Annotated in this window: 29 protein-coding genes and 3 tRNA genes; 11 read left to right on the top strand and 21 right to left on the bottom strand. The window is 71.8% G+C overall.

All coding sequences use genetic code 11. The annotated features are described in order from the left end of the window. Nucleotides 1-501: 501 nt before the first annotated feature. The 8 genes from rplL to ABZ312_RS10540 form a co-directional block, all read right to left on the bottom strand. A complete protein-coding gene (rplL, locus tag ABZ312_RS10575) occupies nucleotides 502-885 on the bottom strand; it encodes a 50S ribosomal protein L7/L12 (RefSeq protein ID WP_500328155.1) in 384 nt (127 codons plus the stop codon). 81 nt (nucleotides 886-966) lie between these two features. After that, entirely contained in the window at nucleotides 967-1521 is a 555-nt protein-coding gene (rplJ, locus tag ABZ312_RS10570) for a 50S ribosomal protein L10 (RefSeq protein WP_319135235.1), read from the bottom strand. 297 nt (nucleotides 1522-1818) lie between these two features. Continuing rightward, on the bottom strand, nucleotides 1819-2748 hold the full coding sequence (locus ABZ312_RS10565; RefSeq protein ID WP_500328156.1) for an SCO4651 family lipoprotein: 930 nt from the start codon (nucleotides 2746-2748) through the stop codon (nucleotides 1819-1821). Nucleotides 2749-2909: 161 nt separating this feature from the next. After that, on the bottom strand, nucleotides 2910-3635 hold the full coding sequence (gene rplA, locus ABZ312_RS10560) for a 50S ribosomal protein L1 (RefSeq protein WP_499513414.1): 726 nt from the start codon (nucleotides 3633-3635) through the stop codon (nucleotides 2910-2912). A 74-nt stretch (nucleotides 3636-3709) separates the two neighbouring features. After that, the gene (gene rplK / locus ABZ312_RS10555; protein ID WP_319135229.1) at nucleotides 3710-4144 is read right to left on the bottom strand and encodes a 50S ribosomal protein L11; all 435 of its coding nucleotides are present in this window, start codon (nucleotides 4142-4144) and stop codon (nucleotides 3710-3712) included. 262 nt (nucleotides 4145-4406) lie between these two features. Further along, entirely contained in the window at nucleotides 4407-5237 is an 831-nt protein-coding gene (gene nusG / locus ABZ312_RS10550; protein ID WP_500437226.1) for a transcription termination/antitermination protein NusG, read from the bottom strand. A gap of 69 nt (nucleotides 5238-5306) precedes the next feature. Further along, entirely contained in the window at nucleotides 5307-5606 is a 300-nt protein-coding gene (secE, locus tag ABZ312_RS10545; RefSeq protein ID WP_499513412.1) for a preprotein translocase subunit SecE, read from the bottom strand. Between the two features lie 63 nt (nucleotides 5607-5669). Continuing rightward, nucleotides 5670-5742 (bottom strand) — tRNA-Trp (locus ABZ312_RS10540). A 214-nt stretch (nucleotides 5743-5956) separates the two neighbouring features. On the opposite strand from ABZ312_RS10540, the gene ABZ312_RS10535 reads away from it, so the two are divergent. Further along, the gene (locus ABZ312_RS10535; protein WP_500328159.1) at nucleotides 5957-7174 is read left to right on the top strand and encodes a pyridoxal phosphate-dependent aminotransferase; all 1218 of its coding nucleotides are present in this window, start codon (nucleotides 5957-5959) and stop codon (nucleotides 7172-7174) included. 129 nt (nucleotides 7175-7303) lie between these two features. Then, nucleotides 7304-8317 (top strand): adenosine deaminase, encoded by a 1014-nt coding sequence (locus tag ABZ312_RS10530; protein ID WP_500328161.1) that lies wholly within the window; start codon nucleotides 7304-7306, stop codon nucleotides 8315-8317. Here the strand turns inward: ABZ312_RS10530 and ABZ312_RS10525 are convergent. Next, complete coding sequence (locus ABZ312_RS10525; RefSeq protein ID WP_500328162.1) at nucleotides 8307-8915, bottom strand: TetR/AcrR family transcriptional regulator; 609 nt, start codon at nucleotides 8913-8915, stop codon at nucleotides 8307-8309. The genes ABZ312_RS10530 and ABZ312_RS10525 overlap by 11 nt on opposite strands. A gap of 48 nt (nucleotides 8916-8963) precedes the next feature. Here ABZ312_RS10525 and ABZ312_RS10520 point away from each other — a divergent pair, with 48 nt between their 5' ends. Beyond that, nucleotides 8964-9596, top strand: a complete 633-nt coding sequence (locus ABZ312_RS10520) for an NAD(P)-dependent oxidoreductase (protein WP_500328163.1) — start codon at nucleotides 8964-8966, stop codon at nucleotides 9594-9596. A 23-nt stretch (nucleotides 9597-9619) separates the two neighbouring features. Here ABZ312_RS10520 and ABZ312_RS10515 read toward each other — a convergent pair whose 3' ends face one another. Both ABZ312_RS10515 and ABZ312_RS10510 read right to left on the bottom strand, forming a co-directional pair. Next, nucleotides 9620-10675: a UDP-N-acetylmuramate dehydrogenase gene (locus ABZ312_RS10515; RefSeq protein ID WP_500328165.1), complete on the bottom strand. Its 1056-nt coding sequence runs from the start codon at nucleotides 10673-10675 to the stop codon at nucleotides 9620-9622. Between the two features lie 57 nt (nucleotides 10676-10732). Then, on the bottom strand, nucleotides 10733-11902 hold the full coding sequence (locus tag ABZ312_RS10510; RefSeq protein WP_500328166.1) for a thiolase family protein: 1170 nt from the start codon (nucleotides 11900-11902) through the stop codon (nucleotides 10733-10735). A gap of 118 nt (nucleotides 11903-12020) precedes the next feature. Here ABZ312_RS10510 and ABZ312_RS10505 point away from each other — a divergent pair, with 118 nt between their 5' ends. Further along, complete coding sequence (locus ABZ312_RS10505) at nucleotides 12021-12503, top strand: winged helix-turn-helix transcriptional regulator (protein ID WP_500437224.1); 483 nt, start codon at nucleotides 12021-12023, stop codon at nucleotides 12501-12503. 56 nt (nucleotides 12504-12559) lie between these two features. On the opposite strand, the gene ABZ312_RS10500 is transcribed toward ABZ312_RS10505, so the two are convergent. The 7 genes from ABZ312_RS10500 to ABZ312_RS10470 form a co-directional block, all read right to left on the bottom strand. Further along, on the bottom strand, nucleotides 12560-14002 hold the full coding sequence (locus ABZ312_RS10500) for an MFS transporter (protein ID WP_500437222.1): 1443 nt from the start codon (nucleotides 14000-14002) through the stop codon (nucleotides 12560-12562). A 79-nt stretch (nucleotides 14003-14081) separates the two neighbouring features. Then, the gene (locus ABZ312_RS10495) at nucleotides 14082-14645 is read right to left on the bottom strand and encodes a TetR/AcrR family transcriptional regulator (RefSeq protein ID WP_499513403.1); all 564 of its coding nucleotides are present in this window, start codon (nucleotides 14643-14645) and stop codon (nucleotides 14082-14084) included. A 77-nt stretch (nucleotides 14646-14722) separates the two neighbouring features. Then, nucleotides 14723-15157, bottom strand: coding sequence for a MaoC family dehydratase (locus ABZ312_RS10490; protein WP_500328170.1), 435 nt, complete (start codon nucleotides 15155-15157; stop codon nucleotides 14723-14725). A gap of 4 nt (nucleotides 15158-15161) precedes the next feature. Beyond that, nucleotides 15162-15614 (bottom strand): FAS1-like dehydratase domain-containing protein, encoded by a 453-nt coding sequence (locus ABZ312_RS10485; protein ID WP_500328171.1) that lies wholly within the window; start codon nucleotides 15612-15614, stop codon nucleotides 15162-15164. A 100-nt stretch (nucleotides 15615-15714) separates the two neighbouring features. After that, nucleotides 15715-15879, bottom strand: a complete 165-nt coding sequence (rpmG, locus tag ABZ312_RS10480) for a 50S ribosomal protein L33 (protein ID WP_004571794.1) — start codon at nucleotides 15877-15879, stop codon at nucleotides 15715-15717. Nucleotides 15880-15967: 88 nt separating this feature from the next. After that, nucleotides 15968-16040, bottom strand: a tRNA-Met gene (locus ABZ312_RS10475). Nucleotides 16041-16086: 46 nt separating this feature from the next. Further along, nucleotides 16087-16159 (bottom strand) — tRNA-Thr (locus tag ABZ312_RS10470). Between the two features lie 213 nt (nucleotides 16160-16372). On the opposite strand from ABZ312_RS10470, the gene ABZ312_RS10465 reads away from it, so the two are divergent. From ABZ312_RS10465 to ABZ312_RS10455, 3 genes are all read left to right on the top strand, one after another. After that, nucleotides 16373-17617, top strand: a complete 1245-nt coding sequence (locus ABZ312_RS10465) for an amidohydrolase family protein (protein WP_499513400.1) — start codon at nucleotides 16373-16375, stop codon at nucleotides 17615-17617. Between the two features lie 28 nt (nucleotides 17618-17645). Beyond that, complete coding sequence (locus ABZ312_RS10460) at nucleotides 17646-18308, top strand: NAD(P)H-binding protein (RefSeq protein WP_500328173.1); 663 nt, start codon at nucleotides 17646-17648, stop codon at nucleotides 18306-18308. 318 nt (nucleotides 18309-18626) lie between these two features. Then, entirely contained in the window at nucleotides 18627-19094 is a 468-nt protein-coding gene (locus tag ABZ312_RS10455) for a nuclear transport factor 2 family protein (RefSeq protein ID WP_500328175.1), read from the top strand. Here ABZ312_RS10455 and ABZ312_RS10450 read toward each other — a convergent pair. The 3 genes from ABZ312_RS10450 to ABZ312_RS10440 form a co-directional block, all read right to left on the bottom strand. Next, nucleotides 19064-19309, bottom strand: coding sequence for a DUF8825 domain-containing protein (locus ABZ312_RS10450; protein ID WP_499513397.1), 246 nt, complete (start codon nucleotides 19307-19309; stop codon nucleotides 19064-19066). The two genes, ABZ312_RS10455 and ABZ312_RS10450, sit on opposite strands and share 31 nt — an antisense overlap. A gap of 156 nt (nucleotides 19310-19465) precedes the next feature. Continuing rightward, on the bottom strand, nucleotides 19466-20017 hold the full coding sequence (locus tag ABZ312_RS10445; RefSeq protein ID WP_500328177.1) for a DoxX family protein: 552 nt from the start codon (nucleotides 20015-20017) through the stop codon (nucleotides 19466-19468). Nucleotides 20018-20272: 255 nt separating this feature from the next. Then, nucleotides 20273-20404: a hypothetical protein gene (locus ABZ312_RS10440; protein ID WP_500437220.1), complete on the bottom strand. Its 132-nt coding sequence runs from the start codon at nucleotides 20402-20404 to the stop codon at nucleotides 20273-20275. A gap of 567 nt (nucleotides 20405-20971) precedes the next feature. Here ABZ312_RS10440 and ABZ312_RS10435 point away from each other — a divergent pair. From ABZ312_RS10435 to ABZ312_RS10420, 4 genes are all read left to right on the top strand, one after another. Beyond that, complete coding sequence (locus tag ABZ312_RS10435; protein ID WP_500328179.1) at nucleotides 20972-21658, top strand: hypothetical protein; 687 nt, start codon at nucleotides 20972-20974, stop codon at nucleotides 21656-21658. A 30-nt stretch (nucleotides 21659-21688) separates the two neighbouring features. After that, nucleotides 21689-22246 carry a SigE family RNA polymerase sigma factor gene (locus tag ABZ312_RS10430; protein WP_500328181.1) on the top strand — a complete coding sequence of 186 codons (558 nt, stop codon included), beginning with the start codon at nucleotides 21689-21691 and terminating at the stop codon, nucleotides 22244-22246. Continuing rightward, nucleotides 22243-23031 carry a hypothetical protein gene (locus ABZ312_RS10425; RefSeq protein ID WP_500437218.1) on the top strand — a complete coding sequence of 263 codons (789 nt, stop codon included), beginning with the start codon at nucleotides 22243-22245 and terminating at the stop codon, nucleotides 23029-23031. The genes ABZ312_RS10430 and ABZ312_RS10425 overlap by 4 nt, the downstream gene beginning before the upstream one ends. Before the next feature lie 108 nt (nucleotides 23032-23139). After that, on the top strand, nucleotides 23140-23436 hold the full coding sequence (locus ABZ312_RS10420) for a hypothetical protein (protein WP_500328184.1): 297 nt from the start codon (nucleotides 23140-23142) through the stop codon (nucleotides 23434-23436). The last annotated feature ends 13 nt before the right edge of the window (nucleotides 23437-23449 follow it).

The raw sequence follows: 23449 nt of genomic DNA, 5'->3' as shown, positions 1-23449 counted from the left end.
AAGGAGGCCCTGGTCAGGACGGTTCCTCATGTGTGCTCAGGCTTGGGCTTGCCCCTGGTGACGGGCCAGGCGGCAGCTAACAGGCAGCGCAAAGGGTCAGTGTAGCCACTTGGCACACTGATGTCCAGTGCAGAGTTTCGGAGACCGGTACTGCACCAATCTCGTCCTCCGGAGGGGTCGGTAGGAGCCCCTTGTTGTGAGCCGTCATGCCCTCTTTCACGCTTGCCACGCTAGGCATTCCCGCATCGCCTTCGTTCCATGCCTCGGTCCATGGCCGATGTGACGACGCGTCCTGAGAATCGCGCGCTGCGTGCGGTTCGTCAAGGCCTCCGCCCCGCGGAGATCGTCACAGCTCGAGGAAGCCGACGGTCCCGGAACAGTGATGATCACCCTACCCGGGTCGGTCGCCGGACCGGGTGACGCACCACGCAAACGACCGAGGGCGGCCACCCGAAAGGGTGGCCGCCCCGCGGCTGATCAGCCCCTCGGAAGGGGCAGGGATCACTTGACCTCGACGGACGCGCCCGCGGCCTTGAGGGACTCGGCGGCCTTCTCGGCGGCCTCCTTGTTGACCTTCTCGAGGACCGGCTTCGGGGTGCCGTCGACGAGGTCCTTGGCCTCCTTCAGACCCAGGGAGGTCAGCTCGCGCACGACCTTGATGACCTGGATCTTCTTCTCGCCGGCGCCGGTGAGGATGACGTCGAACTCGTCCTTCTCCTCGACGGCCTCGGCGACCGGGGCACCCGGGCCCGCAACGCCGACGGCGACGGGGGCGGCGGCGGTGACGTCGAACTTGTCCTCGAAGGCCTTCACGAACTCGGAGAGCTCGATGAGGGTCATCTCCTCGAACTGCGCGAGCAGGTCGTCCTGGCTGAGCTTCGCCATGATGGCGGTCCTTCCACTAATTCGGCAGGTGCCGGATGTACATGTCGGCGGGCGTACGGGCCCGCTAGAGCACGGGAGTGACTACTCCGCGTCCTCGGCGGGAGCCGGCGTACCGGCACCGCCCTGCTCGACCTTCTCGCGCAGCGCTTCCACGGTGCGGACGAGCTTCGAAGGCAGGGCCTGGAAGACAGCAGCGGCCTGGCCCTGCTTTGCCTTCATGGCACCCGCCAGCTTGGCGAGCAGCACCTCGCGGGACTCGAGGTCCGCGAGCTTCTTGATCTCATCGGCGGACAGCGGCTTGCCGTCAAGCACACCGCCCTTGATGATGAGGTTCGGGTTCTCCTTGGCGAAGTCACGGAGACCCTTCGCCGACTCCACCGGGTCACCGGTGACGAAGGCGACCGCCGTCGGACCCGCGAACAGGTCGTCCAGAGCGGTGATCCCGGCCTCGTTGGCCGCGATCTTGGTCAGCGTGTTCTTCACCACGGCGTACTGGGCGTTCTCACCGAGCGAACGGCGCAGCGTCTTGAGCTGCGCCACGGTGAGACCGCGGTACTCGGTCAGCACGGCGGCGTTGGAGCTGCGGAACTTGTCCGTCAGCTCGGCAACCGAACCGGCCTTGTCGGGCCTCGCCATAGAGCCTCGGCCTCCTTCCGGGTGATTCGGACCGCACGGGAAGGGGCCGGGCAAAACAAACGCCCCGGCGCAGGCGCACGGGGCGTGACTCGACCGGAATCGCGAGGAGCGTTCCCGGGAGTGCATCCACTGTCACCTGCGCGGGCCGTCCGCATCAGCGGATCCTTCGGCTGCCGCACCCTCACGGGCGCGCCAGCAACCAGCGGTCTTTGGCTTCCGTTGAAGAGTACGCGAACGGATCCGCACCAGGCAAATCCGGTGTCGGGGCAGGTCAGCCCGTGAGGCCGGAGCCCCCGGTCAGGCGCCTGAGGCCTTCATGTCCCCGAGCATCCCGAAGAGGTCGACGGTGTCCTTCGCCGGCGGCGCCTGGACGCTCACCGCGGTGCCGTAGTCGGAGTAGGAGGCGTTCATGCGGAGCGTGCCCTCGGGCGTCCTCACGCCCACGACCATCTTCACCGGGTAGTGGTCCTGGTTGACCCAGATCTCGGTGTCGTAGCCCTTGATGCCCGCCTTCTCGGCGTTGGCGACCAGGGCCTTGCGCTCCTTCTCGGACAGGACGCCGGTGGCCTTGTTGGCCTCCACCATCTCCGCGAAGGTCAGCGTGCCCTTGTAGTGGTCCGCCTGGACGCCGCCTACCTTCTCCGCGCCGACGTGCTTCAGGCTGGGCGACTGGAGCAGCAGGGCGAGCTGCTCGGCCGGGTCCTGGTTCATGTTGTCCAGGCCGCCGGTCATCTGCTTCTGCAGCTCTTCGCTGCCGCTCACCTCGGCCGCTGCCTTCAGGTCCAGCTTCATCCAGCGCTTGCCGTCCATCTCGGCGGCCTGCTTCGCCCCCATGTCCATGTACATGGCCTGGTCCAGCATGATCATGCGGATCCGGGAGGGGGCGTCCGGGTCGGCGGCGGTGAAGGCCGAGCCCTCCATGGTGACGTCCATGACCGCCGGGTCCCACCCCTGCACTCCGGCGATCCGCATCGTGCCGCCGCCCTGCGCGCCGGCCGGCAGGGTGAGCGTCATGCGCACCTTGGCGGACTTCGCCTCCGAGGTCTTCTCGAAGGCGGCCTGGATGGCCTTGGCGATCTCGCCCTGCCCCTGGACCGCCCCGTGCGGCGCTTCGGCCTTCTTGCGCTTCTTGCCGCCCCCGTCGCCGTCGTCGCAGCCCGCGAGCCCGACCACGACGGCCACGGCCGCCAGACCGACTCCCAGACGCTTCGCTGCCGACAAGCTCATGAAATCCCCACCCCATGCCGTCCGTCGTCCCCGGGTCCCCGTGGAACCGCTTGCCACGGTAACGCACGGCGCCGACACGGTCGTACGAAAAAACCGGCCCCGCACCTCCGGAGAGGCGCGGGGCCGGTTCACAACTGCACGGGCCCAGGGGCCCGACCCGGTCAGACGGAGGCCGGGTCCTCCTCGACGAGGAGGTTACGGGTGCGGTTCGGGTCGACCGGGATGCCGGGGCCCACCGAGGTGCTGATGGCGGCCTTCTTGATGTAGCGACCCTTGGCGGCGGACGGCTTCAGACGGAGGATCTCGTCCAGGGCCGCGCCGTAGTTCTCGACCAGCTGCTGCTCACCGAACGAGGTCTTGCCGATGATGAAGTGCAGGTTCGAGTGCTTGTCGACGCGGAACTCGATCTTGCCGCCCTTGATCTCGGTGACGGCCTTGGCCACGTCGGGGGTGACGGTGCCGGTCTTCGGGTTCGGCATCAGACCACGGGGACCGAGGACGCGGCCGAGGCGGCCGACCTTGCCCATGAGGTCCGGGGTGGCGACGACGGCGTCGAAGTCCAGGCGGCCCTTGGCGACCTCGTCGATGAGCTCGTCGGCGCCGACGATGTCGGCGCCCGCGGCACGCGCGGCCTCGGCACGGTCACCGGTCGCGAAGACCAGGACCCGGGCGGTCTTACCGGTGCCGTGCGGAAGGTTCACGGTGCCACGGACCATCTGGTCGGCCTTGCGCGGGTCGACGCCCAGACGGAAGGCCACCTCGACGGTGCCGTCGTACTTGCTGGTGGAGGTGTCCTTGGCGAGACGGACGGCCTCGAGGGGCGCGTACAGACGCTCCCGGTCGATCTTGGCGTCCGCAGCGCGGAGAGACTTGCTGCGCTTGCTCACTACTGCTCCTGTGTGTCCTGAGGAGTCGTGGTGCGGGCCGAGCAGGCCCTGCCACGGAACTGCTGGTGGTGTGGTCAGCCCTCGACCGTGATGCCCATGGAACGCGCGGTGCCGGCGATGATCTTCTCGGCGGCGTCCAGGTCGTTCGCGTTGAGGTCGGGCAGCTTGGTCGTGGCGATCTCGCGGACCTGGTCACGCGTAAGCTTCGCGACCTTGGTCTTGTGCGGCTCGCCGGAGCCCTTCTCCACACCCGCGGCCTTGAGGATCATGCGGGAAGCCGGCGGGGTCTTGGTGATGAAGGTGAAGGAACGGTCCTCGTAGACCGTGATCTCCACCGGGATCACCCAGCCACGCTGCGACTCGGTGGCCGCGTTGTAGGCCTTGCAGAACTCCATGATGTTGACGCCGTGCTGACCCAGCGCCGGGCCCACCGGCGGGGCCGGGTTGGCCGCGCCGGCGTTGATCTGGAGCTTGATAAGCCCCGTGACCTTCTTCTTCTTGGGAGGCATGTGCTCTCTCCGGGTCCTAGTGAGAGTTTTCCTGCCTGCGAGCAGGCATACCGCACCACGATAGCGGGTATCGTGCCGAGCCCTGAAACCGAGCAGGTCAGAGACGACCCGGCGGCACCCCCGAGGACCCCCGGAAACCGCCCGTAGCGGCCGTCTGCGCGCCTCTCACCCACCGCCGCGGGACCGCCCCCCCCCCCGTACGCGGAAGAGCCCCCGCCCGGCGGGTGACCGCGGGCAGGGGCTCTTCCGGTGTTCCGGGCTGCTAGTTCTTCTGGATCTGGTCGAAGCTGAGCTCGACCGGGGTCTCGCGGCCGAAGATCTCGACGAGGCCCTTGACCTTCTTCGAGTCCGGGTTGATCTCGTTGATCGTGGCCTGCAGCGTCGCGAACGGGCCGTCGGTGACCGTGACCGAGTCGCCGACCTCGAAGTCCAGCACCTGGACCTCGACCTTGCGCTTCGGGGCGGCACCGCCCTCGCCGCCCTCGGCGGCAGCGGCCTGCTCCTCGGCCTCCGGGGCGAGCATCTTGGTGACCTCGTCCAGCGTCAGCGGGTACGGGTCGTAGGCGTTGCCGACGAAGCCGGTGACGCCGGGGGTGTTGCGGACGACGCCCCAGGACTCGTTCGTCAGGTCCATGCGCACCAGCACGTAGCCGGGCAGCTTGTTCTGGCGGACGGTGCGGCGGTCGCCGTTCTTGATCTGGACGACCTCTTCCTGGGGCACCTCGGCCTGGTAGATGTAGTCCTCGACGTTCAGCGAGACGGCGCGCTGCTCCAGGTTGGACTTCACGCGGTTCTCGTAGCCGGCGTAGGTGTGGATGACGTACCACTCGCCGGGGAGGGCGCGCAGCTCCTCGCGGAACGAGGCGACCGGGTCCACCGGGGCCTGCTCCTCCGCGGCTTCCTCTTCCGTGGCCTCGTCCTCGTCCTCGTCCTCGTCGACGACCTGGACGGCAGCCTGCTCGGCGGGCTCGCCGGCGGCCTCGTCTGCAGCCTCCGCCTGGTCGATGTCGCCGTCGGCGGCCTCGACGATGTCAAGCGCGGTGTCGTCGCCCTCGACGGTCTCGTCGGCGTCGTACAGGTTCGGGTCAGACACGGTCGCTGCTTCTTCCTTCACGATGTGGAACAGGCGGTCGGGCGCCGCGGGCGCCCTCCGCGGGAGGAATCACCCGAAGACGTACGAGACGCCCTTGTTGAATCCCCAGTCAATCACGGTAACGAGCGCGATGATGACCACAACGAAGACAATCACCACGCTGGTGTAGGTGATGAGCTCGCTGCGCGTGGGCCAGACGACCTTGCGGAGCTCCGCGACGATCTGGCGGTAGAAGAGCGCGAGGCGCGCGAGGGGCCCCTTCTTGCCGCGCTTGCCGCCGCGGCGGGGCTTCTTGGAGCCGGCGTCCGTGGATTCACCGTCGGGACGACCGCTTTCAGGCGTCGCGGTGGAGCCCAGGGCTTCCGTCACTCGTCCTCACCTGAATCCGGGTCGTTTGCCGAAACAATCCTCAAAGCGTCTGCCTGCGTGTAGCAGGGCCGGAGGGACTCGAACCCCCAACCGCTGGTTTTGGAGACCAGTGCTCTACCAATTGAGCTACGACCCTTTGAGTGCCCCCCAACGTACCGCATCCGAGCGGCTGCACGATGTGTGCAGCCAAGATCAGCTCGCGGGGGCCATCGACGGATGAGTGTACGTGTTCGCGGGCCGGGCGTCGAATGCGTCGCGCGTCCGGGCGCGGTTCGGCGCGGTTGCGCGCGGTTCCGACCGGAACGTGAACTCGTGTGCTCCGGTACCCCCGGGTCTGCGACGATGCAGGCATGACCGCTGCAACTGAACGACGCGTGTCGGCCCGCATCGGGTCGATCTCCGAGTCCGCGACGCTCGCCGTGGACGCGAAGGCCAAGGCCCTCAAGGCCGCCGGGCGACCGGTCATCGGCTTCGGAGCCGGCGAGCCCGACTTCCCGACGCCCGACTACATCGTCGAGGCGGCCGTGGAGGCGTGCCGCAATCCGAAGTACCACCGCTACACCCCGGCCGGCGGCCTGCCGGAGCTGAAGGCCGCGATCGCCGCCAAGACGCTGCGCGACTCGGGCTACGAGGTCGACCCCTCCCAGATCCTGGTCACCAACGGCGGCAAGCAGGCCATCTACGAGGCCTTCGCCGCGATCCTCGACCCGGGTGACGAGGTCATCGTCCCGGCGCCGTACTGGACGACCTACCCCGAGTCGATCCGGCTGGCCGGCGGTGTCCCGGTCGAGGTGGTCGCCGACGAGACGACCGGCTACCGGGTCTCCGTCGAGCAGCTGGAGGCCGCCCGCACGGAGAAGACCAAGGTCGTGCTCTTCGTGTCGCCCTCCAACCCGACCGGCGCCGTGTACAGCGAGGCCGAGACCGAGGCGATCGGCCGCTGGGCCGTCGAGCACGGCCTGTGGGTGCTGACCGACGAGATCTACGAGCACCTGGTATACGGGGGCGCCTCCGCGGTCTCGCTGCCCGCGCTCTTCCCCGAGCTGCGCGACAAGTGCGTCGTCGTCAACGGCGTGGCCAAGACCTACGCCATGACCGGCTGGCGCGTGGGGTGGATCATCGGCCCCAAGGACGTCGTCAAGGCCGCCACCAACCTGCAGTCGCACGCCACCTCGAACGTGAGCAACGTCGCGCAGGTCGCCGCCCTGGCCGCCGTCTCCGGTGACCTGGTGGCCGTGGCCGAGATGCGGAAGGCCTTCGACCGCCGCCGCCAGACCATCGTGCGGATGCTCAACGAGATCCCCGGTGTCGTCTGCCCCGAGCCCGAGGGCGCGTTCTACGCGTACCCGTCGGTCAAGGCGCTGCTCGGCAAGGAGATCCGCGGCAAGCGGCCGCAGAGCTCGGTGGAGCTGTCCGAGCTGATCCTGGAGGAGGCCGAGGTCGCCGTGGTCCCGGGCGAGGCCTTCGGCACCCCCGGCTACCTGCGCCTGTCGTACGCGCTCGGTGACGAGGACCTCGTCGAGGGAGTCTCCCGGCTGCAGAAGCTGCTGGGCGAGGCCAAGGCCTGAGCCGACCGCCCCGCGGGCCCCCGGACCGGCCGGTCCGGGGGCCCGCGTGTGTGTGCGGGCAAGCGCTCGTTCGGGGAAAGCGGCCGAAAGAGGTACCGGCACCCCCCGCCGGTGCGGCAGGATCTGTGGATGGCACGCGATGTATCCCTCCTCCCCAAGGCGCACCTCCACCTGCACTTCACCGGCTCGATGCGGCCCGCGACCCTGCTGGAGCTCGCCGACAAGTACGGGGTGCACCTCCCCGAGGCACTGACCTCGGGCGAGCCGCCCAGTCTGCGCGCGACCGACGAGCGCGGGTGGTTCCGCTTCCAGCGCCTGTACGACATCGCGCGTTCCGTGCTCCGCTCCCCCGACGACATCCGCCGTCTGGTGCGCGAGGCCGCCGAGGAGGACGCCCGCGACGGATCGGGGTGGCTGGAGATACAGGTCGACCCCACCTCGTACGCGCCCCGCCTGGGCGGGCTGATCCCGGCCCTGGAGATCATCCTGGACGCCGTGGAGACCGCCTCCCGGGACACGGGCGTGGGCATGGCCGTCCTCGTCGCCGCCAACCGCACCAAGCACCCGCTGGACGCCCGCACGCTGGCCCGGCTCGCGGTGCGCTACACGGACCGCGGGGTGGTCGGCTTCGGGCTCTCCAACGACGAGCGCCGGGGTCTGGCCAGGGACTTCGACCGCGCCTTCGCCATCGCCCGGGAGGGCGGCCTGCTGGCGGCCCCGCACGGCGGCGAGCTGGCGGGCGCGGGCAGCGTGCGCGACTGCCTGGACGACCTGCACGCCAGCCGCATCGGTCACGGCGTACGGGCGGCGGAGGACCCGCGGCTGATGGCGAAGCTCGCCGAGCGCGGCGTGACCTGCGAGGTCTGCCCCGCGTCCAACGTCGCCCTGGGCGTCTACGAGCAGCCCGAGCAGGTGCCGCTGCGCACCCTCTTCGACGCCGGGGTGCCGATGGCGCTGGGCGCCGACGACCCGCTGCTGTTCGGCTCCCGGCTCGCCGCGCAGTACGAACTGGCCCGGGACGCACATGGCTTCACCGACGAGGAGCTGGCCGAACTGGCCCGCCAGTCGGTGCGCGGTTCCGCGGCGCCGGAAGGCGTGCGGACCAAGCTCCTGGCGGGGATCGACGACTGGCTCAGCGGCTGATCCCGGCCAGGACGGTGCGGGCGACGGCGACCGCGAAGTCGTCCAGCGGCTGGTCGTCGACGGGTTCGCCCAGGTAGCAGTTGAGGAAGCCGCGCTGGAAGCACGCGCCGAGCAGCAGCGCGGCGACCGCCTCGGGGTCGGCGTCGGCCCGGATGCGCCCGCTGTCACGCTCCGCGCGCAGGTAGCGGGCGAGCTCCCGCAGCGGCACGTGCGGCCCGGAGCCCATGGGGCGCAGTGCGTCACGGTGCCGTGCCAGCAGCGCGGGCTCCGCGAAGAGCGAGGCGGCGATCGGCACGCTGGACTCGTAGAAGAGGACCGCGGTGCGCGCGATGTCGGTGAGGCAGCTCTCGACGCTGCGGTCGCCCGGGTCGGCGGTGAGCTCGGCCATGAGCGGCCCGAGCCGTGGCGCCCGCTCCTTGAGCACCTGGACGAACAGTTCCTCCTTGCTGCTGAAGTGCTTGTAGAGCGCGGCCTCCGAGCAGCCGGCCGCCTTCGCGATCTCCTTGGTGGTGGTGCGGGCGAGGCCGATGGTGCGCATCAGGCGCTCGGCAGCGTCCAGGATCCGCGTCCGGGTGGGTGTTGACTCGGGGGTGAGCATGCACTCACCCTAAAGGTGAGTGAGTACTCACCCACCTGGGAGGGAACGATGGACGTCACGGTGTTCGGCGCGACCGGAGGCATCGGCCGGCAGATCGTGCGCCAGGCGCTGGCCGCGGGGCACCACGTCACCGCGGTGGTGCGCGACCCGGCACGGCTGCCCGTGACCGGATCCGGCCTGGAGGTCGTCACGGCGTCGCTGACCGACCCTGAGCCGCTGCGCGCGGCGGTCGCCGGGCGGGACGCGGTGCTCTCCGGTCTCGGGCCGCGCCGGCGCAAGGACGCGGGGATCGCCACCGAGGTCACCCGTCCGGTCCTGCGGGCCATGGAGGCGGAGGGCGTGCGCCGCTTCGTGGCGGTCAGCGCGGCCCCACTGGGCCCGGTGCCGCAGGACGAGACGCTGCTCGGCCGGATCACCGCACCCGTCGTCTCGGGGCTGCTGCGGCCCGTCTACGACGACCTGCGGGCGATGGAGGAGGAGATGCGCCGCAGCGCCACCGACTGGACCGCCGTACGGCCTCCGAAGCTCAGCGACAAGCCGCTGACCGGGGTCTACCGGACCGCGCTCAACGCCAATCTGCGCGGCGGCCTCACCATCGGCCGCGCCGACGTGGCGCACGCGATGCTCGCGGTGGTCGACGACGCGGCGACGCTGAAGCAGGCGGTCGGGGTGGCGTACTAGTACGAGGGGCGCCCGGCGGCGGGTCAGAGGCTGACGCCGACCGTCACCGGCTCGTTGACCAGGGTGATCCCGAAGGCCGCGTGGACGCCCTCGACGACCTCGCGGGCCAGCGCGAGCAGGTCGGCGGTCGTGGCCCCGCCCCGGTTGGTGAGGGCGAGGGTGTGCTTGGTGGAGATCCGCGCGGGGCCGGTGCCGTAGCCCTTGGCGAAGCCCGCCTTGTCGATCAGCCAGGCGGCGGAGGTCTTGATGCGGCCGTCGCCGGCGGGGTAGGCGGGGGGCGTGACGTCCGGGCCGAGGCGGTCGTGGACACGGGCCAGGAAGTCCGCGTGACCGGCCTGGGTGAGGACCGGGTTGGTGAAGAAGGAGCCCGCCGACCAGGTGTCGTGGTCCTCCGGGTCCAGCACCATGCCCTTGCCCGAGCGCAGCTTCAGCACCGTCTCGCGGGCGGTGTCCAGGGGCACCCGGTCGCCCGTCCCGACGCCGAGGGCGCGGGCCGTCTCCGCGTACTTCAGCGGGCCTGACATGCCGCCGGCGTCCTCCAGGGCGAAGCGCACGCGCAGCACGACGTGGCGCGCGGGGTCCGCCTTGAAACGGCTGTGCCGGTAGGAGAAGGCGCAGGCGGCGTTGTCCAGGACGACCGTCTCGCCGGTGGTGCGGTCGTACGCGACCACCTCGGTGATCGTGCTGGCGACCTCCTGGCCGTACGCGCCCACGTTCTGGATGGGCGTGGCCCCGGCGGAGCCCGGGATGCCGGCCAGGCACTCGACGCCCGCCAGGCCCGCCTCCACGGTGCGGGCGACGGCGTCCGTCCAGACCTCGCCCGCCGCGAGCTCCAACGCGGTGCCGCTGAGCTCGAACCCGCTGGTGGCGATGCGCAGCGCGGTGCCCGCGAAGCCCTCGTCGCCGATCACCAGGTTGCTGCCGCCGCCGATGACCAGCAGCGGCGTCCCGGCCGCGTCCGCCTCCCGGACGGCCTCGACGACCTCGGCGTCCGTGGTCGCCGTCACCAGGCGGGTGGCGGGGCCACCGAGGCGGAAGGTGGTCAGGGGCGCGAGCGGGGCGTCGTGGAGTACGTGCACGGCATTCAGGTTACGGGGCGGGCGGCCCCGCCAGGGATACCGCCCGCCCCGTACGGATCAGAGCGCCTCGAGGACCGTCGCGTTGGCGAGGCCGCCCGCCTCGCACATGGTCTGCAGCGCGTAGCGCGCGCCTCGGGCCCGCATGGCGTGGACGAGGGTGGTCATCAACCGGGTGCCGCTGGCGCCGAGCGGGTGGCCCAGCGCGATGGCGCCGCCGTTGACGTTGACCTTGGCCGGGTCGGCGCCGGTCTCCTGCAGCCAGGCGAGGACGACGCTGGCGAAGGCCTCGTTGACCTCGAACAGGTCGACGTCCGCCAGGTCCAGCCCGGCGCGGCGCAGCACCCGCTCGGTGGCCGGGATGACCCCGGTCAGCATCAGCAGGGGGTCGGAGCCGGTGACCGCGAAGCTGTGCAGCCGGGCGAGCGGGCGCAGTCCCAGGCGCTCCGCGGTCTCGCTGCTGGTGATCAGCACGGCGGAGGCCCCGTCGTTGACCGGGCTGCTGTTGCCGGCCGTGACCGACCAGTCGATCTGCGGGAAGCGCTCGGCGTAGCCGGGGTCGGCGAAGGCGGGGCGCAGTCCGGCGAGGATCTCCGGGGTGGTCGCGGGACGGACGGACTCGTCCGTGGTGAGTCCGGCCAGCGGCGCGACCTCGGCGTCGAAGGCGCCGGCCGACCAGGCGGCGGCGGCCTTGCGGTGCGACTCGGCGGCGAAGGCGTCCATCGCCTCCCGGCCCAGCGACCACTTGGCGGCGATCAGCTCCGCGCTGACGCCCTGCGGCACGAGTCCGCCCGGGAAGCGCTCGGCGACGCCGGGGCCGAACGGGTCCGCGCCGGGCGGCACGTTGGACCACATGGGCACCCGGCTCATCGACTCCACGCCACAGGCCACGACGACGTCGTAGGCGCCGGCGATGACGCCCTGCGCGGCGAAGTGCACGGCCTGCTGGGAGGAGCCGCACTGCCGGTCGACCGTGGTGGCCGGGACGGAGTCGGGGAAGCCCGCCGACAGCCAGGCCCAGCGGGTGGTGTTCATGGCCTGCTCGCCGACCTGGTCGACGGTGCCGCCGATGACGTCGTCGACCAGCGCCGGGTCGATCCCGCTGCGGCCGACGAGTTCCTTGAGGGTGTGGGCGAGCAGTTCCACCGGGTGCGTCCCGGCGAGCGCCCCGCCCGGCTTGCCCTTGCCGATGGGGGTGCGGACGGCTTCGACGATGACGGCGTCGCGCATGACGTTCTCGCCTCCTGAGGGTGCGGTGCGTAGTTAGTTTGATTTTCCAACTATCACGTGAGGACGAGGGTAGGGCGAGAGGGTTTGACATCACAACCTTCCGTGTGAGACTGGCCCGGTGAGCCCGACCACACCTGTGCCCCCACTGCCGGGGCGCCCCTGCTCGGCGGCCGCGGCGTTGTCCGTCGTCGGCGAGAAGTGGGCGCTGCTCGCGGTCCGCGAGATCCTCTACGGCAACAGGCGCTTCGACGCCATCGCCCGCAACACGGGCGCTCCGCGCGACCGCCTCACCGCACGGCTGCGCGCATTGGAGGAGGCCGGCGTCGTCGAGCGGCGCGCCTACAGCGAGCGGCCGCTGCGGTACGAGTACCACCTGACGGAGGCGGGGCGTGACCTCGCGCCGGTCATCCGGTCCCTGGTGACGTGGGGCGACAAGTGGGCGGTGGACGAGCCGCCGGTCGTACTCCGGCACCGGGACGACCATCCGGTGGACCCTGTCGAGTACTGCCGCGCGTGCGGCGAGGAGGTCCACGACCGCGACCTGGCGCTCGACATCCGCAGCGAGGGATGGACGCCCGCGGGGCGGACGGGGTCCGGGTAGCCCGGAGCGCGCGTCACCACCGGGCCGGCCGGTGGTGACGCGCGCCGGACGGGGCGTCAGGGCGTCGCGTCGACCAGGGACTTGGGCGGGGCGGGGACCGGCTCGGGGGCCTTCGTGGCGCGTCGGCCCGGGATGAGGAGGGCCGCGAGCGCTCCGACCGCGACGGCGGCCGCGCCCACCCAGAGGGCGGGAGTGAGGCCGTCGACGAACCGCGCCGCCGACTCGTAGCCGCCCTGGGCGGAGAAGACCGCCGCGAGGGTCGCGACGCCGAGGGCCCCGCCGACCTCGCGGAGGGCGTTGTTGGCGCCCGAGGCGATGCCCTGCTCCTCCGGCCGGACGCTGCCCATGACGATGTTGGCGCTCGGGGCGAAGTACATCGCCATCCCGATGCCGCTCACGATCAGCGCCGGCACCTGCGCCACGTAGGACACCCCCGGCTCGATCACCACGGCGAACCAGCCGAGGCCCACCGCCTGCAGGGCGAGTCCGGCGGCGACGACCGGGCGGCCTCCGATGCGGTCGGAGAGGAAGCCCGCGATGGGCGCGACGATCATCGGCATGCCCGTCCAGGGCAGCATGCGCAGCCCCGCCTCGGTCGGGGAGTAGCCCGCGACGCCCTGGAGGAACTGGCTGAGCAGGAAGATCGAGCCGAACATGCCGAGGAACATCAGCAGGCTGGCCGTGTTGACGGCGGCGAAGGCGCGGCTGCGGAAGAGCCGCATCGGCAGGATCGGGTTGCGGGCGCGGATGCCGTGCCGGACGAACAGGGCCATCAGCACACCGCCGCCGGCGAGTCCGCCGAGGACCGGGCCGCTGGTCCAGCCGTCGGCGTTGCCGCGGACGAGGGCGTAGACGATGCCGAACAGACCCGCGCTGGCGAGCACCGTGCCGGTCACGTCGAGCCGGGGGTCGGGGCCGCGGCTCTCGGCGAGCCGCAGCCGGGCGAGGGGCAGGAGGAGCACGCCGATCGGGACGTTCAGCCAGAAGATCCACTGCCAGGAGATGTGTTCGGTGAGCGAGCCGCCGATGAGCGGTCCGGCGGCGACCGCGAGACCGTTCACCGCGCCCCAGATGCCGAACACCATGCCGCGCCGCTCGGGCGGCACGGTGGCCGAGAGCAGGGTGAGGGTCAGCGGCATGAGGATCGCGGCGCCGACGCCCTGGACGGCGCGGGCGGCGATGAGTTCGCCCATGCCGGGGGCGAGGGCCGCGGCGGCGGAGGCCGCGGAGAAGACGCCGAGGCCCACCAGGAACATGCGCCGGCGGCCGAAACGGTCGCCCAGGGCGGCGCCGAACATCAGGAGGACGGCGAAGGTGAGCGTGTAGGCGCTCACCGTCCACTCCAGGTCCTCCAGGGCGCCGCCCAGGTCCGCGCGGATGGAGGGCAGCGCCGTGGTGACGACCAGGTTGTCGAGCGCCGCCATGAACCCGGCGACGCTGGTGATGACGAGTGCCCAGACGACGCTGCCGCGCCGGCCCTCCGTCGGTTGCTGTGCCATGAACTCCCCCAGCTGATTAGTAATCGATCAATAACTTTCATGGACATGGGTGGGCCCCACGGCAGGCCGACGCGACCCGTCAGCCCTTCCCCGGGAAGCGGTCGGCGTAGAGGTCCTCGATCCCCGCCCAGCCGCGCTCGTGCTGTGGGACACCGAGCGCCACCAGTACGTTCACGAGCATCCCCGTGCCGAAGAACTCCGCCGCTTCGCGGTCGCCCACCCCCGTACGTGCCCTGACGAAGTCCCACAGGCCCAGCCAGCCGCGCCGGCAGGCCTCGCGGATCTCCTCGTCGTCGACGGCGGCCACGTACATCTGCAACTGCATCCGCAGGACGTCGCCGTCCCCGATGAGCTCCTGGTACGAGCCGCACATCGCCTCGAAGGCCTCCTCCCCCTCCAGCCCCTCGGCCGCCTTCTCGAAGTGCGCCTCGATCGTCTCGACGCACCGCGCCGCGACGGCCATGAACAACGCCTTCTTGTTGGGGAAGAGCCGGAAGAGGTACGGCTGCGACACACCCATGCGCTTGGCGATGACGCCGGTGGAGGTGCCGTTGTAGCCACCCGTGCCGAACTCCGTCATCGCCGCGCGGATCGCCGCCTCGCGGCGCTCCTCCGCGCTCATCCGCATGCCGTCACCTGCCATGCCAAGTAAGTTATCAGTCAATAACAAGTGGGGGCAAGAGGAAGGCGGCGGGACGCCCCGCCGCCTTCTCCTCACGGCTATGCCAGCCGGACCACTGCGCGCGACATGCCCAGCACCTTCTGCCCGGCGCTGAGGGCCGTGACGTCCACCCGGACCGTGCGCTCGTCGTCGTCCAGCTTGGCCGCGACCTTGGCACTGACCTCGATCAGCGCGCCCGTGCCGTCGTTCGGCACCACGACCGGCTTGGTGAAGCGGACCCCGTACTCCACGACCGCGCCCGGGTCGCCCGCCCAGTCCGTCACCACGCGGATCGCCGAGGCCATGGTGAACATGCCGTGCGCGATGACGTCCGGCAGGCCGACCTCCGTGGCGAACCTCTCGTTCCAGTGGATCGGGTTGAAGTCACCGGAGGCGCCCGCGTACTGCACGAGCGTGGCGCGGTTCACGGGGAAGGACCGCGCCGGCAGCTCGGTGCCGACCTCGACCTCGTCGTAGGAGATCTTCGCCGTCATCGGTTCACTCACCCTCCGGCGCGCGCGCCACCAGTTTCATGAGCGCCGTCACCACGTGCTCGCCGCTCTCGTCGTGGACCTCGCCGCGGACGTCGATGACGTCGTTGCCCGCGAGCGACTTGATGGCCTCGATGGTGACCGTCACCGACAGGCGGTCACCGGCCCGCACGGGGCGGGTGTAGCTGAACCTCTGGTCGCCGTGCACCACCCGGCCGTAGTCCAGTCCCAGCTCCGGGTCGAGGACGACCTGCCCCGAGGCCTTGTACGTGATCACGAACGGGAAGGTCGGCGGCGCGATCACGTCCGGGTGGCCCAGGGCCTTGGCCGCGTCGGGGTCGGTGTAGACCGGGTTCGGGTCGCCGACGGCCTCGGCGAACTCGCGGATCTTCTCCCGGCCCACCTCGTAGGGAGCGGTGGGCGGATACGTCCGCCCCACGAAGGACTGGTCCAGCGCCATCGGCACCTCCTGGAGCTGTGGTCTGCACGTCGGCGGGTCCGCCAACGCCGAGAGGCCGCCCCCGGTGACAGGGGCGGCCTCTTCGGTCTTACGGCCTGGGTCAGCGCGTCTCGCGGTGCGCGGTGTGCGCGTTGCAGCGCGGGCAGTGCTTCTTCATCTCAAGACGGTCCGGGTCGTTGCGCCGGTTCTTCTTGGTGATGTAGTTCCGCTCCTTGCACTCCACGCAGGCCAGCGTGATCTTCGGGCGGACGTCGGTGGCGGCCACGTGAGTGCTCCTTGACGAACGGCAATAAGGTTTGAACACGGAAAGAGTAGCCGATTGAAGGACCGATCCCACAATCGGCTACGCGGGGTAGCGGCGACCGGACTTGAACCGGTGACACAGCGATTATGAGCCGCTTGCTCTACCGACTGAGCTACGCCGCTTCGATGAAAAGATCACCCGCCGGGTGGCGGGTCATCCGATCACCAGAGCCCCAATACGGAATCGAACCGTAGACCTTCTCCTTACCATGGAGACGCTCTGCCGACTGAGCTATTGGGGCGAGCGAGGAAGACATTACACGGTCCGCCGCCGAAGGTGAAATCCGTATCTTGCGGGCAGTCGCCGGACCACCTCCCACCTCCGCCGCCCCAGCCGCTCGGCCCCATACGTCACTTGACGTCACCAGTACGACTATTCGCTCTTCCCGGACGGACCGGGCACCGCGCCCTAGGCTCGGAACCGCGTGATCTTGCCTCCGGCCCCGAGGAGCGCGATGACCGACAGCCAGCCGCAGCAGCCCACCGACCCGCCGCTGGGCGAAACCGCCCCAGCCCCCGCCCTCCTGCTCTGCGGTGCCCGCCTCGCCGACGGCCGCACCGTCGACGTGCGCCTGGCCGGAGCGCGCATCGAGGCCGTCGGCACCGCCGGCAGCCTCCACGAGGGCACCCGTGTCGACCTCGGCGGTTACCTCCTGCTGCCCGCCCCCGCCGAACCCCACGCCCACCTCGACACCGCCCTGACCGCCGGCTCCGCCGGACCGCCCTCGTACGACGCCGAGGACGTGCAGCGGCGGGTCACCGAGGGCGCCCTCCACCAGCTAGGCCACGGCGCGACCGCGGTCCGCACGCACATCCGCATCGGCGACGTACAGGGGCTGCGCGCCCTGGAGGCGGCGCTGCAGGCCCGGCGCGCCCTGCGCGGCCTGGTCGACGTGCGGACCGTGGCGGTGCCCCGGGTGCTCACCGGGCCCGCCGGCGCGGACGGCCTCGCCGTGCTCCGCGACGCCCTCAAGATGGGCGCCGACGTGGTGGGCGGCTGCCCCGACCTCGACCCCGACCCGGGCGGGTACGCGGAGGCCGTGCTCGCCGTGGCCGCCGAGTTCGGCCTCCCGGTCGACCTGCACACCGACGCCGCCGACCCGGCCCGGCTCTCCCGGCTCGCCGCGATGGCGGGAGGACTGCGCCCCGGCGTCGCCCTCGGCCCCTGCGGCGGCCTGGCCCGGCTCCCGTACGACACGACCGTCCGTCTGGCGGGGCAGCTCGCCGCCGCCGGGGTCTCGCTGACCGCCCTCCCGCAGGGCGGCTGCGGCGCCCTGGAGTCGCTGCGCCGCGGCGGCACCGCGCCGGTGCGGACCCTGCGGGCGGCCGGCGTCCGGATCGCCGCGGGCAGCGGCGCGCTGCGCGACCTGACCAACCCCGTCGGCCGTGGCGACCCCCTGGAGGCCGCCTTCCTGCTCGCCTCCCACGGCGAGTGCGCCCCGGGGGAGGCGTACGAGGCGGTGAGCCGGGACGCCCGCGCCGTCATGGGGCTGCCCGAGGTGCGGGTGGAGGCGGGCTTCCCCGCCGAGCTGCTCGCGGTACGGGCCGACCGGCTGGAGAGCGCGCTCTCGCTCGCGTACAGCCGGATCGTCATCCACCGGGGGCGGGTCGTCTCCCGGACCAGCGCGGTACGCGAGTACACCGACACCCTGGCGCTCGACCTGCCGCGTCAGTCGAGGAGCCGACGTGACCCGGCATGAACGGCGCGCCGGGCGTAGCGTCGGTGGCATGCGCACTGTGATCGCTGGTGGACATGGACAGATCGCGCTGCGGCTGGAGCGGCTGCTCGCCGCGCGCGAGGACGAGGTGGCGGGCATCATCCGCACGCCGGAACAGGCCGATGACCTGCGCGAGGCCGGCGCCGAGCCGATCGTGCTCGACCTGGAGTCGGCATCGGTGGACGAGGTGGCCCAGGCACTGGCCGGGGCCGGCGCGGTCGTCTTCGCGGCGGGCGCGGGGCCGGGCAGCGGCGCCGCCCGCAAGGAGACCGTCGACCGGGACGCCGCCGTGCTGCTGGCCGATGCCGCGGAACGCGCGGGCGTACGCCGTTACCTGATGGTCTCCGCCATGGGGGCCGACGCCGGGTCCCGCTCCGGCACCGACGAGGTCTTCGCCGCCTACCTGCGCGCCAAGGGCGCCGCCGACGCCGAGGTGCGCCGGCGCGCCGCCCTGGACTGGACGATCGTCCGCCCCGGCCATCTGACCGACGACCCGGGCACGGGGCGGGTCCGGCTCGCCGCTTCCACCGGGCGCGGTTCGGTGACCCGTGACGACGTCGCGGCGGTGCTGGCGGAGTTGCTCGACACGCCCTCGACGGCGGGGCTCACCCTGGAACTGATCGAGGGTCACACCCCGGTGTCGGTCGCCGTGAAGGACGTCGCCGGGAACTGAACCGCACCCCGGGCAGCCCGGTGGGCCTTGGCGCCGGGCTCCGGGCTCCGGGCTCCGGGTGAATCCGCCGGATGCCGATGCGCCGTTGGCCGAGGGGCTTGGTGAAGTCCACGTACGGGAAGGCCTCGTCGAAGCCGATCTCCCGGGCGGCCTTGAGGTCACAGCAGTACACCGACCCGCGCATTCCACGGGGCGCGGGATGCGGGCGCGAGCGGACGGGTAGAGGGGGGACGGCCGAGATGCGATCAGTCCGGCTCTGGGCTGCACTTGATCGTATCGGGACGACCAGCGCCATCCCCCTGACGTCACGGAGAGACCATGCCGATGAAGCCCCCGGCACCCCCGTTCACCCGCGAGACCGCGATCGAGAAGGTCCGCCTCGCGGAGGACGCCTGGAACAGCCGCGACCCCGAGAAGGTGTCCCTCGCCTACACACCCGACAGCCGGTGGCGCAACCGCGGCGAGTTCGTCAACGGCCGGGAGGAGATCGTCGCGTTCCTCACCCGCAAATGGACCAGGGAGCAGGAGTACCGGCTCATCAAGGAGCTCTGGGCCTTCGACGGCAACCGCATCGCGGTCCGCTTCGCCTACGAGTGCCACGACGACTCCGGCAACTGGTACCGCTCGTACGGCAACGAGAACTGGGAGTTCGACGACGAGGGCCTGATGCGCGTACGGCTGGCCAGCATCAACGACACCCCGATCGCCGAGGCGGAGCGCGCGTACCACTGGCCGCTCGGACGACGGCCCGACGATCATCCCGGTCTGTCCGACCTCGGGTTCTGAGCGGCCCGCGCCTGCCGCCGCAGCTCCACGCGGGCCGCGGGCAACCGGCCGGGGCCGGTGCGCCAGTACGGGTGCCAGAACAGCCGGCAGGAGAGCCAGAGCAGGCGTCGCCGCAGGACCGCCGCATGGGCGGGCTCCGCGGCGAGTTGCGCGTAGGTGCGGTGCCATTCGCGCTGCGCCTGCACCAGGTCGGGCGGGAACACGGTGTTGGCCATGCACAGGATTCAATCATGTGTTCGATTTCCTGCGCACGCCTCACGCGTCACTCGTAGGGGTGAGCTTGCTGCGGCGCCCGCGTCGGACGTCAGGTGACCCCGGGGCCGTCTGCGCCCCGGGGTCACCGGCAGGTGCCCCCGGTACGGGGGCCCGGCCTACAGGTTCAGGACGACCAGCGCCCCCACGCCGCCCAGGGCCAGCGCGACGGCGGCATCGGCCCAGCCGCCCCTCCCCCAGCGGAAGTACCGGTCCAGCGCGAGCCGCCCGGGGCCGATGGCGGCGATCCCGAGGGCGACGACGGTGATGGCCAGGTTGTACTCGATGCCGCCCTGCTCGTCCCACAGCCCGCGGGCACCGGTCACCGTGACCATGGCGTTGATCATCACGCCGATGAGCGCCGCCGCGGCGAGCGGGGTGAACAGCCCCAGCGCCAGGCCCACGCCGCCCAGGAACTCCGAGGCCCCGCAGATGGCGGCGAAGACCTTCCCCGGCGAGTAGCCCATCATCTCGAAACCCTTGCCGGTGCTGGTGAGCCCCTGGCCGCCGAACCATCCGAAGAGCTTCTGGAGCCCGTGCCCCGCCATCAGGACACCGAAGGTGAGCCGGATCAGCAGCAGGCCGCAGTCACCGGCGCTCACCCGCGGGCGCACCGGTACGGCGTCCTCCGCCTGCGGCTGGACGCGCAATCGCTCGGCTATGTAGTTCATGGGGAAACCTCTTCTGCTCCCGAGGCCCCGGCGGGCGGCGTCGGCCGTCCGTAGGAGTCCGGCAGAGCGTGTCGGTGCGGTCACCGCGGATCACACAGGCATCCCTCCTCCCTCAGCAGGAGGTACGCGACAGCTGCGTGCCACGTTCAACCACTTTCCCCTCTTTCGTACATCTCATCCCGAAATACCGGAAGTGCCGGGTGGTACCGATGCCCACCAGGGGCTCCAGGTGGCTCCCGGTGGCCCTCGCGTCGCTCAGAGCCGCAGGCGCGGCGCCTCGTCGTCCGGGGTGTCCGGACTCGCGGAGTGGAAGGGGACCGAGAGGACGGAGGCCAGGGCCCGGCCTGCCCGGTCGGCGGCGACCGCCGAAGGGTGGCGCCGGCCCACGGCCCTCTCCTCGCCCAGGTACCGCACCGCGGTGCCCCGATGGGTCGACTGGCCAGGTGGTGCTCGCCCGCAGGGTCCGCGGTGATCGCCAGCAGCTCCACGAACCGGTCGTGCACGGTGTCGCCGTCCCACACCGCCTCGATCGCGGCGACGCGGCCGGGGAAGCCGGCGGCGCGGGCGTGCAGGGATTCCGTGTCGAGGGGGCTGTCGGGGGTGCGGACGATCCGTTCGCCGTGGTGGTCGTGGCGTTCGCCCACCACGATCTGGGCCTCGCGGAGCCCGAGGCCACGGGCCCGGCCTGCCATTCCCGGCTCCCTCTCCCCTGCGGCCCGCGTGACGGGACCGGCCGGATGCCACCGTACGGTGCGACCTCAACCGGCCGCGTCCCGGAGGAAGTTGCGCGGCCGTGCAACCCTCCGCGCACATTCGGGAGTACCTACGAATGGACGTCCAAGCGGCGGCCACCACATCCGGTGGCCACCGCAGGCCGGCGCGCGGGCCCACGCGCCGGCCGTCAAGGACCGCCCGGCGCGGTGCCGGGTGGCGGCTTCGAAGGAGAAATGCTCCGTGGCTCTCAGTTTTGCCAGGAAGGCAGGCGTGGCGGCCGCCACGGCGGTCGCGATCGGCGCGATGTCGCTCGGCGCCTCCGCCATGGCGGCGCCGTCGGCCCCGTCCGCCCCGGCCACGCACCGCGCCGGCGCACCCGCCGCCGTGGCCGCCAAGGCGGTCGCCGCACCCGGGAAGCAGGCGCCCAAGGTCGTCACGCAGCTGATCGGCGAGGGCCGGGTGGACGGCAAGCGCTGGTCGGTGGCCCTGGAGTTCCACCGGACGCTGCCGGAGGGCTACGACCTTCCCACGTCCCCCGACGGCACCACCGCCCCCGGCACGGCGCTGCTGTGCCAGCGCATGTACATCGACGGCGTCCGCATCGACCACCAGGGCGGCCCCTGGTCCGACTGCCAGCCCGTCACCGGCGCCCACGACCCCGCCGGCAGCGGCGGCATGGGCCTGTGGGGCTTCCAGGACAAGGGCACCACCGGCTCCCGCCTCATGGTCTCCAACCCCGAGGCCGCCGTCGCGTACGGCGTCGTCGTCCTCACCGACGGCACCCGTCTGAAGGCTCCCACGGTCACCGTCCCCGGCACCGACTACCGTGCCTGGGCCGTCGCCATACCCGACGGCAGGACGATCGCCGCCGTCGACCAGTACGACAGCCACCGCCACCGCCTCAGCCACGACACCTACTGGCGCTGATCCCAGGAAGAAGGACGGGCACCTCCTGCCGTGCAGCCACGTGACCACCGAGCCGAGGGCAGCGAACCGGACGCGGAGTTCACCCGCTTCGTCGCCGCCCGCTGGCGCGCCTTGACGCACACCGCGTACCTGCTCACCGCGGACTTCCACGAAGCGGAGGACCTGGTGCAGTCGACGCTGGCCAAGGTGTACCCGCACTGGGGGCGGTTGCGGCCCGAGCACGCGGAGCACTACGTGCGGCGGGCGCTGGTCAACACCAACCGCAGCCGGCACCGCCGCCGCAGGATCGCCCACCTCCTCCTCCCGTCGCTGCCCGACACCCGCCCCGCCCCCGAGGACGGGGCGGGTGTCGGGGGCGTGGACGGGTACGACGCCCTGGCCCGCCTGCTCGCCGGACTACCGGAGCGGCAGCGGGCGGTCGTCGTGCTGCGCTACTGCGAGGACCTGTCAGCGGAGGAAGTGGCGGACGTCCTCGGGTGCTCGGTCGGCACCGTGAAGAGCCAGGCCTCCCGGGCCCTGGACAAACTGCGCAACCGGGCGACCCTCGCCCGTCTTCACCCGTCCAGCCGCCCCGCAGAGGCACGATGACTCCCGACCACGACCGCCGCCCCGCCCAAGAGGACTGGCTGCGCGACGCCTTCGCCCGGTCGCGCGACGCCTACCCCGCCTCCCAGGCCCCCGTCGACCGGATCCTCGCCACCGCGCGGGCGCACAGGAAGCGCCACCGCGCGGCGGTCGCCGTCGGCGCCGTGGCCGGTGCCGCCTGCGTCCTCGCCGTCGCCGTGGCGGTCTCGATCCAGGGGGCCCGCCCCTCCGCCGGCCCCGCGGACCGTTCCTCCCCGGCGGCGAGCCCGACCGCCACCGCGTCGCCCGGCCCCGTCACCGTCCGGGTGGCCGGCGGCACGACCGGCGGCGCCCCCTGGTCGGTCGCGCTGGAGTTCCACCCGACGCTGCCGGAGGGCTACCGCCTCCCCGCGCTCCCCGACGGCACCACCGCCCCCGGCACGGCGCTGCTGTGCCAGCGCATGTACATCGGCGGCATCCGCATCGACCACCAGGGCGGCCCCTGGTCCGACTGCCAGCCCGTCACCGGGGCCCACGACCCCGCCGGCAGCGGCGGCACGGGCCTGTGGGGCCTGCACGACAAGGGCACCACCGGCTCCCGCCTCATGGTCTCCAACCCCGAGGCCGCCGTCGCGTACGGCATCGTCAACCTCACCGACGGCACCCACCTCAAGGCCACCACCGTCACCGTCCCCGGCACCGACTACCGCGCCTGGGCCGTCGCCGTCCCCGACGGCAGGACCATCGCCACCGTCGACCAGTACGACAGCCACCACCACCGCCTCAGCCACGACACCTACTGGCGCTGACCCCGGGAGGAGGGGACCCGTCGCACGGCCGGTGTCACATACCGCCCCGCCGCCCTGTCGTCATGGTCGAAGAGCACACCGATCACGGAAGGTGGGGGGTTCCTCATCATGGGCGTCGAGCGGTCGCAGCAGGCCGAAGGCCACGTCCGTACCGGCCACCCGGCCCGGTACCCGGCGCGACGGCGCACGAAGCTCGGCCTCGCAGCCGTCGTCGTGTTGGTCGTCGTCGCCCACCTGGGCCTGGGCGGGCTGCTCCTGACGTCCGGCCCCTGGAAGCACTGGGCCGTCGGCGCCCTCGTGGCCGTCGTCCTGGCCAAGGCCGTCTTCCTGCTCCTACGCCGCGGCAGAAGCCGTGGACATCGAGGTCCGGGGCGTACAACCAAGCGCGTTCCTCATCGGTCCTGATCGTCGGTGGTGC

The organism is Streptomyces sp. NPDC006207 (assembly GCF_040613835.1).
Lineage (GTDB): Bacteria > Actinomycetota > Actinomycetes > Streptomycetales > Streptomycetaceae > Actinacidiphila.
This window is presented reverse-complemented; position numbering and strand designations above follow the sequence as displayed.

Bases quoted from the DNA above. Each gene is read 5' to 3' on its own strand.
- ABZ312_RS10565 (WP_500328156.1), bottom strand. From the start codon at position 2,748: ATGAGCTTGTCGGCAGCGAAGCGTCTGGGAGTCGGTCTGGCGGCCGTG.
- ABZ312_RS10520 (WP_500328163.1), top strand. From the start codon at position 8,964: ATGGACGTCACGGTGTTCGGCGCGACCGGAGGCATCGGCCGGCAGATC.
- ABZ312_RS10460 (WP_500328173.1), top strand. From the start codon at position 17,646: ATGCGCACTGTGATCGCTGGTGGACATGGACAGATCGCGCTGCGGCTG.
- ABZ312_RS10465 (WP_499513400.1), top strand. From the start codon at position 16,373: ATGACCGACAGCCAGCCGCAGCAGCCCACCGACCCGCCGCTGGGCGAA.
- ABZ312_RS10490 (WP_500328170.1), bottom strand. From the start codon at position 15,157: ATGACGGCGAAGATCTCCTACGACGAGGTCGAGGTCGGCACCGAGCTG.
- ABZ312_RS10495 (WP_499513403.1), bottom strand. From the start codon at position 14,645: ATGGCAGGTGACGGCATGCGGATGAGCGCGGAGGAGCGCCGCGAGGCG.
- ABZ312_RS10535 (WP_500328159.1), top strand. From the start codon at position 5,957: ATGACCGCTGCAACTGAACGACGCGTGTCGGCCCGCATCGGGTCGATC.
- rplL (WP_500328155.1), bottom strand. From the start codon at position 885: ATGGCGAAGCTCAGCCAGGACGACCTGCTCGCGCAGTTCGAGGAGATG.
- ABZ312_RS10485 (WP_500328171.1), bottom strand. From the start codon at position 15,614: ATGGCGCTGGACCAGTCCTTCGTGGGGCGGACGTATCCGCCCACCGCT.
- ABZ312_RS10420 (WP_500328184.1), top strand. From the start codon at position 23,140: ATGGGCGTCGAGCGGTCGCAGCAGGCCGAAGGCCACGTCCGTACCGGC.
- rplJ (WP_319135235.1), bottom strand. From the start codon at position 1,521: ATGGCGAGGCCCGACAAGGCCGGTTCGGTTGCCGAGCTGACGGACAAG.
- ABZ312_RS10500 (WP_500437222.1), bottom strand. From the start codon at position 14,002: ATGGCACAGCAACCGACGGAGGGCCGGCGCGGCAGCGTCGTCTGGGCA.
- rplK (WP_319135229.1), bottom strand. From the start codon at position 4,144: ATGCCTCCCAAGAAGAAGAAGGTCACGGGGCTTATCAAGCTCCAGATC.
- ABZ312_RS10525 (WP_500328162.1), bottom strand. From the start codon at position 8,915: ATGCTCACCCCCGAGTCAACACCCACCCGGACGCGGATCCTGGACGCT.
- ABZ312_RS10530 (WP_500328161.1), top strand. From the start codon at position 7,304: ATGGCACGCGATGTATCCCTCCTCCCCAAGGCGCACCTCCACCTGCAC.
- ABZ312_RS10510 (WP_500328166.1), bottom strand. From the start codon at position 11,902: ATGCGCGACGCCGTCATCGTCGAAGCCGTCCGCACCCCCATCGGCAAG.
- ABZ312_RS10450 (WP_499513397.1), bottom strand. From the start codon at position 19,309: ATGGCCAACACCGTGTTCCCGCCCGACCTGGTGCAGGCGCAGCGCGAA.
- ABZ312_RS10425 (WP_500437218.1), top strand. From the start codon at position 22,243: ATGACTCCCGACCACGACCGCCGCCCCGCCCAAGAGGACTGGCTGCGC.
- ABZ312_RS10455 (WP_500328175.1), top strand. From the start codon at position 18,627: ATGCCGATGAAGCCCCCGGCACCCCCGTTCACCCGCGAGACCGCGATC.
- ABZ312_RS10445 (WP_500328177.1), bottom strand. From the start codon at position 20,017: ATGAACTACATAGCCGAGCGATTGCGCGTCCAGCCGCAGGCGGAGGAC.